This window comes from Paeniroseomonas aquatica (genome assembly GCF_030409335.1).
Taxonomy (GTDB): Bacteria; Pseudomonadota; Alphaproteobacteria; order Acetobacterales; family Acetobacteraceae; genus Belnapia; species Belnapia aquatica.
The window spans coordinates 1-6,153 of record NZ_JAUFPN010000289.1; the positions used below are offsets into that span (position 1 = coordinate 1).

Consider the following 6,153-nt stretch of genomic DNA (forward strand, 5'->3'; position numbering starts at 1 on the left):
CCGGCCGGCCGCAGCCGCAGGGCCAGCCGCCCCGCCTCCCCCGCCAGCGCCTGGCGCACGATGGGCAGCAGCGGCGCCGCCGGGGCCGTCCCCGGCGGGTCGCCGGGGAGGCCCGGGGCAATTCCCTGGCCTCCCCCCTGGCCCCCCCCCTGGGCGGCGGCGGCCGGGACGGCGCGAAGTTTGGGGTCGGTCACGATCATGCGCTGTCCTGGCGCTGTGCGGCGCGGCAATTCATCCGCTAAACTCGCGCCGGATGTTGAACGAACAGCTAAGCTCGCAACGAGACCGGTGCCCCGCGGCCCGGGCCGCTGCCCGAACCGCCCGGTGCCGGCGCCCCGCCTTCCCCAGCGCCCGGCTCCGCGGGTCCCTGGATGTTTCCCCGGGTCGCCCTTGGCCCTGCGCATGAGGGCGCCGATTCCCGGCCAGCTGGCCCCCGGCGCGCTGCCGCCGGGCTGGCGGATCTATGCCATCGGCGATGTCCATGGCTGCGCCGACCGGCTGGCGGCGCTGCACGCCCTGATCGCGGAGGACGCCGCCCGCTGGCCCGCCGCCCGCACCAGCCTGGTCCACCTCGGCGACTACGTGGACCGGGGCCCGGACAGCGCCGGGGTGCTGGCCGCCCTGCTCGGCCCGCCGCCGCTCGAGGGGGCGGAATGCGTCAACCTGCTCGGCAACCACGAGGTGATGCTGCTGGACGCCTGCGACCCGCAGGCGCATCCCGGGGCGCTGCCCTTCTGGCTGGAGAACGGCGGGGCCGAGACGCTCGCCAGCTACGGCGCCGACCCGGCCGACCCCGCCGCCGTCGCCGCCGTGCTGCCCGAGCACCTGGACATGCTGCGGCACTGCCCGCTGAGCTACGAGGCCGGCGACTACCTCTTCGTCCATGCCGGCGTCCGCCCCGGCATCCCGACCGACCGGCAGGACCCCTTCGACCTGCTGTGGATCCGCGAGCCCTTCCTTTCCTTCGAGGGCGACCTGCCGCAGGTGGTGGTGCACGGCCATACCCCGACCGAGATCCCGGGGGTGCGGCCTCACCGCATCGGGATCGACACCGGCGCCTGCTTCGGCGGGGCGCTGACCTGCCTGGTGCTGGAGGGCCAGAGGCTGCGCTTCCTCACCAGTTAAGGCATGGCGCGGCCCGGCGCCTCCGGACCGGGGCCGATACATTCTCCCCCGCGGACGAGATTCCCGGCGACGCGCCTTGCGCCTGGGCCATGGCTTGCGCTACCGCAGTGCGATGCACGGCCCAGCGCCAGAACTCCCCCCCACCAAAGCCGACGCGATCCCGGCCGACCTGCTCGATGCGGTCCGCCTCCTCCGGCGCGGCACCGTCCTCGTGGTCGGCGACGCGATGCTGGATCGCTACGTCTATGGCCGGGTGGAGCGGATCAGCCCGGAGGCCCCGGTGCCGGTCCTGGCGGTGGAGCGCGACGTGGCGCTGCCCGGCGGCGCCGGCAACGTGGTCCGCAACCTCACCGCCCTCGGCGCCGCCGTCGCCTTCGTCTCCATCGTGGGCGACGACCAGGCCGGCAGCGACCTCACCGGCCTCATCGGCGGCCAGCCGGGCGTCGAGCCCTGGCTGCTGGTCCAGGGCGGCCGCGCCACCACGACCAAGACCCGCTTCGTCGCCAGCGGCCAGCAGCTGCTGCGGGCCGACCACGAACAGGTCAGCCCGATCCATCACCGCCTGGCCGACCGGCTGATCCGGATCGCCGCCGATGCGGTCGCCGCCACCACCGTCATGGTGCTGTCGGACTACCGCAAGGGCGTCCTCGCCGGGGATACCCCGGCCCGCCTGATCGCCGCCGCCCGCGCCGCCGGGCGCAAGGTGGTGGTGGACCCGCGCGGCGGCGAGCCCGGCCGCTTCGCCGGCGCCGACCTCATCATGCCCGACTGCGCCGAGCTGGCGCTCTCGACCGGCCTGCCGGCCGGCACCGATGCCGAGATCGCCGTCGCCGCGCATGCGCTGCGCAGCGCGCACGGCTTCGGCGCCGTGCTGGTGCTGCGCGGCGAGGCCGGGGTGACGCTGGTCGATGCCGACGACGCCGCCGCCAGCCCGGGCGAGGCGGCCAGCGCCGGCACCGCCGCGGCCCGGCACCTGCCGGCCGACGTGGCCGAGATGATCGACCCCTCCGGCGCCGGCGACGCGGTCATCGCGGTCGCCGCCGCCGGGCTGGCGGTGGGGCTCTCGCTGCCGGTGGTCGCCCGGCTCGGCGCCCTGGCGGCCGGGATCGCCATGGGCAAGTCCGGCATCGGCGTGGTGCGGGAGGATGAATTCGTCGAGGTGCTGACCCCCGGCCGGCTGGCCGCCCGCAAGCTCGCCTCCCGCGGCCAGGGCGCCGAGCGGGTGGAGGGCTGGCGCCGCGCCGGCCACCGGGTCGGCTTCCTCGCCGCCAGCACCGCGGCGGAGGACCCGGGCGTGCTGATCCGGGCCCGCGCCTGGTGCGACCGGCTGGTGATCGGCGTGGCCGACGGCGACCCGACGGCGCAGGGCCTGGCGGAGCAGCCGGCGGTGGACCTGGTGATCCGCTACGGCACCGAGGGCACCGTCGACCTCATCCGGCTGCTGCGCCCGGACGTGCTGGTGCAGGACCCCGGCCGGGCGCCGGAGACGGTCGCCGGCGGCGACATCATGCAGGAATGGGGCGGCACCGTCCGCCGCGCCTCGCCGGAGCCGGACCTGGGCTTCTGAGCCGCGGCCGGGCCGCCGCGGCTTGTCTGCCCCGGGGGTGCAGGCTACAGCCCGCCGCTCGCCGCACGCAGGGGGGACAGATGTCCGCTGGAAACCGGGGCTTCAGGCCGGCCCTCGTCATTGCCGCCGCCCTCGGGCTGGGCCAGGGGCAGGCCCAGTCGCCGGCTCCGGCCCCGGCCCCGCCTCATGCCCAGCCGGCCGGCCGCACCGCCTCCCCGCCGGCGGCCGAGAGCCCGGAGCGCACCATGGCGGTGTTCGGCGACTGGGTGGTGCGCTGCGACATGCGCCCGGCCGGCGCCGCCCTGCCGCCCGGCCGGGTCTGCGAGATGGCGCAGACGACGACCGACCAGCGGCAGCAGCCGCTGGCCGTGCTGGCCCTCGGCCGGCAGGCCCGGGGGGAGCCGCTGCGGCTGGTCGCCCAGGTGCCGGTCAACGTGCAGCCGGCCCAGGCCGCCCGGCTGGTCCTGGACCCGCCCGGCCGGGGCGAGCCGCCGCTGGCCCTGGCCTTCCGCCACTGCGTCCCGACCGGCTGCGTCGCCGATGCCGAGCTGCGCGAGGAGGCGCTGCTGCGCCGCCTGCGCACCCGCCCGGCCGAGGCCGCCGGCCGGCTGGAGTGGCGCAACTCGGCCGGCGCCGAGACCGGCATCCCGGTCTCCTTCCGCGGCTTCACCGCCGCCTACGACGCGCTGGCCAGGGAAGCGGACTGAGGCCCGGCGCGGCTATTCCAGCACCGCGATCCGCTTGCGCTCGATCAGCGGGAAGTCGATCTCGGCGCCGAGGCCGGGCTTCTCCGGCGCATGCACCAGCCCGTCCTTCCCGACCACGATGTCCTGCGCCAGCCCGTACTTGTGCGCGCCGTCGGGCAGCAGCACCTCGAAGTAGGTGGTGTTGCGGATGGCGCAGCAGACATGCAGGTTGGCGACGTTGTTCAGCGAATTGCCGCCGTGGTGGACCTCGTAGTTCATGCGGAAGGCCTCGGCGAGGTGCGCGGTCTTCATCAGCGTGGTGATGCCGCCCTTCACCGCCACGTCGCCGCGCAGGTAGTCGGTCGCCTGCAGCATGATCCAGGGCGCGTAGGATTCGAGCCCGCCCGCCGGGTATTCGGTGGCGACGATCGGGATGTCGAGCTTCTGCCGCAGCTTGACGTAGCTGGTGATGTCCTGGTCGTGCAGCGGGTCCTCGTACCATAGGAAGCCGAGCTCCTCGATGGCGCGGCCGACGCGCAGCGCGGCGGGGAAGTCGTAGCACCAGGTGCTGTCGAGCATCAGCGTGTAGTCCTCGCCGACCGCGTCGCGCACCGCCTGGCAGACCTTGATGTCGGTCTTCCACTGCTGCGGCGGATGGATCTTGTAGGCGGCCCAGCCGGCGTCGCGGAACCGCACCGCCTCCTCCGCATAGGCCGCGGCATCCGGCAGCATGGCCGAGGAGGCATAGGCCGGGATGGAATGCCGCGTGGTGCCCAGCAGCCGGTGGATCGGCATTCCCGCCACCTGCCCGGCGATGTCCCAGAGCGCCACGTCCACCGCGCCGATCGAGCGCACCGAGATCACCCGCGACCAGGGCCAGAGCGCGGCATTCAGCCGCTCCCGGTCGAGCGGGTCCTGGCCCATCAGGATGGGCTTGAGGAAGCGGACCAGCCCCGGCCCGTCGTTGACCGCGGTATGGGTGGCGGAGCCGAGGAAGGCGTGGCCCACGATGCCCGCATCGGTGCCGATCTTCAGCAGGCCGAGGGCGGAGGAGCCGGAGTCGAGCCGCGAGGCGGCGTGGTACTTCGTCGGCGGGATGTCGTCCCAGGCGAAGAGCGTCAGCGAGACATGGGTGATCTTCATTGGCGTTGGCCTCCCGCCGGGAGGGTAGGGACGCCCCGGCGGCGGCGGCAAGCCCGGGCGGGGGCTAGAGGCCGAGGCCGGCCACCGCCGCGCGGTTGCTCGCCAGGGCGAGGGTGGCGACCAGCAGCACCAGCCCTGCCACGACCATCATGCGTTCCGTCCGGCTCATCGGGGATCCTCCTCGGCGGGACCATGGCGTGGCCGGGGGGCGGGGGATATTGCCAAGCAGGTGATTGTCAAAGCCGTGAATGATCGCGCGGCGAGAGGCGGGCCGGTCAGGCCTCCGTCCCGGCGGCGAGCCGCTCGGCGTATTCGATGGCTTCCACCAGGCTGCGGGCGCTGGCGATGCCCCGGCCGGCGATGTCGAAGGCGGTGCCGTGGTCCACGCTGGTGCGGATGACCGGCAGGCCGAGGGTGATGTTGACGCCGGACAGCGCGTCCCAGGTGCCGGTCTCGGGGTCGACGTGGAAGCCGAGCAGCTTGACCGGGATATGCCCCTGGTCGTGGTACATCGCGACGACGGCGTCGAACTGGCCGGCCCGCAGCTTGACGAAGACGGTGTCGCCCGGCACCGGGCCGGTGACGCGCAGGCCGTCGGCATTGGCCTGGGCGATGGTCGGCGCCACCACGTCGATGTCCTGGCGGCCGAACAGCCCGCCCTCCCCGGCATGCGGGTTCAGCGCGGCCACTGCGATATGCGGCCGGGCGATGCCGAGGCGCCGCAGCGCCTGCTGCGTCAGGTCGAGCACCAGGCGGATGCGGGCGGGCGTCACCCGCTTCGGCACCTCCTCCAGCGCGCAATGGGTGGTGACGTGGCTGACGCGCATGTTGCCGTGCGCCAGCAGCATCACGCTGCCCGTCACGCCGGTCAGCGCCGCCAGCATCTCGGTATGGCCGGCATAGTGGTGGCCGGCGTCGTTCAGCGCCTCCTTGTTCAGCGGCGCCGTCACCAGCGCGCCGACCCGGCCGGCCTGGGCCAGGCGCACGCCCTGCTCGATGGCGAGGTAGGCGAAGCGCCCGGCCTCCGCCGAGAGGCGGCCGACGGCGATGGCCTCGCGCTCCTCCCCGGCCGGCAGGAAGGCCAGGGGAGGCCAGTCGCCTCCGGCCGCGACATGGGGGATGCGCAGCGCCGGGCCGAAGGCGGCGCGGGCGCGCTCGAGCGCGGTGCCGTGGCCGATGACCAGCAGCTTCAGCGTGCCGTCGGCCAGCCGCGGCGCCAGTTCCTGGCAGGCCTTGACGATGATCTCGGGCCCGATCCCGGCGGGGTCGCCCATGGTGATGGCAAGGTGGGCCGTCATGCGTCGATGCTCCCGGGGGAAAGGCCGTTGCCGGCGAGAAGGTCGTGCCAGAGCGCATCCGGGCCGAAGGCCCCGGACTTGGACAGCACCGCGAGGCCGTCCCAGGCGCCGCCCCGCAGGGTGGAACGCGCCACGCCCGGCATCGCCACGCCCTGCGCCAGCAGCCCCTCGGCGCCGAGCGCGTCGCAGACCGCGCGCAGCGTCTCGCCGCCGGCGACCAGCAGCGTGCCGGGACGCGGCAGGGCGGCGACCAGCGCGGCGAAGCCGGCGGCGATGCGCCGCGCCGCCTCCGCCCGCGGCAAGGGCGGCAGCGCCAGGCAGACCAGCGCGGCGC

General features: G+C 75.0%; 7 protein-coding genes. 3 read left to right on the plus strand and 4 right to left on the minus strand.

The window, feature by feature from the left end; translation table 11 throughout:
• On the minus strand, positions 1-200 hold a 200-nt coding region (locus tag QWZ14_RS29645), incomplete at its 3' end, for a hypothetical protein (protein WP_408903756.1).
• A 202-nt stretch (positions 201-402) separates the two neighbouring features.
• Between QWZ14_RS29645 and QWZ14_RS29650 the strand changes: the two genes are divergently transcribed.
• The 3 genes from QWZ14_RS29650 to QWZ14_RS29660 all read left to right on the plus strand — a co-directional run bounded on the left by QWZ14_RS29650 (position 403) and on the right by QWZ14_RS29660 (position 3,399).
• Complete coding sequence (locus QWZ14_RS29650; RefSeq protein WP_290320671.1) at positions 403-1,125, plus strand: metallophosphoesterase family protein; 723 nt, start codon at positions 403-405, stop codon at positions 1,123-1,125.
• A gap of 112 nt (positions 1,126-1,237) precedes the next feature.
• Positions 1,238-2,692: a bifunctional heptose 7-phosphate kinase/heptose 1-phosphate adenyltransferase gene (locus QWZ14_RS29655; protein ID WP_290320672.1), complete on the plus strand. Its 1,455-nt coding sequence runs from the start codon at positions 1,238-1,240 to the stop codon at positions 2,690-2,692.
• 80 nt (positions 2,693-2,772) lie between these two features.
• Positions 2,773-3,399, plus strand: a complete 627-nt coding sequence (locus QWZ14_RS29660) for an invasion associated locus B family protein (RefSeq protein ID WP_290320673.1) — start codon at positions 2,773-2,775, stop codon at positions 3,397-3,399.
• Positions 3,400-3,411: 12 nt separating this feature from the next.
• On the opposite strand, the gene QWZ14_RS29665 is transcribed toward QWZ14_RS29660, so the two are convergent.
• The 3 genes from QWZ14_RS29665 to QWZ14_RS29675 all read right to left on the minus strand — a co-directional run.
• The gene (locus QWZ14_RS29665) at positions 3,412-4,521 is read right to left on the minus strand and encodes an enolase C-terminal domain-like protein (protein WP_290320674.1); all 1,110 of its coding nucleotides are present in this window, start codon (positions 4,519-4,521) and stop codon (positions 3,412-3,414) included.
• Between the two features lie 275 nt (positions 4,522-4,796).
• Entirely contained in the window at positions 4,797-5,819 is a 1,023-nt protein-coding gene (pdxA, locus tag QWZ14_RS29670; RefSeq protein ID WP_290320675.1) for a 4-hydroxythreonine-4-phosphate dehydrogenase PdxA, read from the minus strand.
• The coding region (locus tag QWZ14_RS29675) for a nucleotide-binding domain containing protein (protein ID WP_290320676.1) at positions 5,816-6,153 on the minus strand (338 nt) is incomplete at its 5' end. The genes pdxA and QWZ14_RS29675, both read right to left, overlap by 4 nt.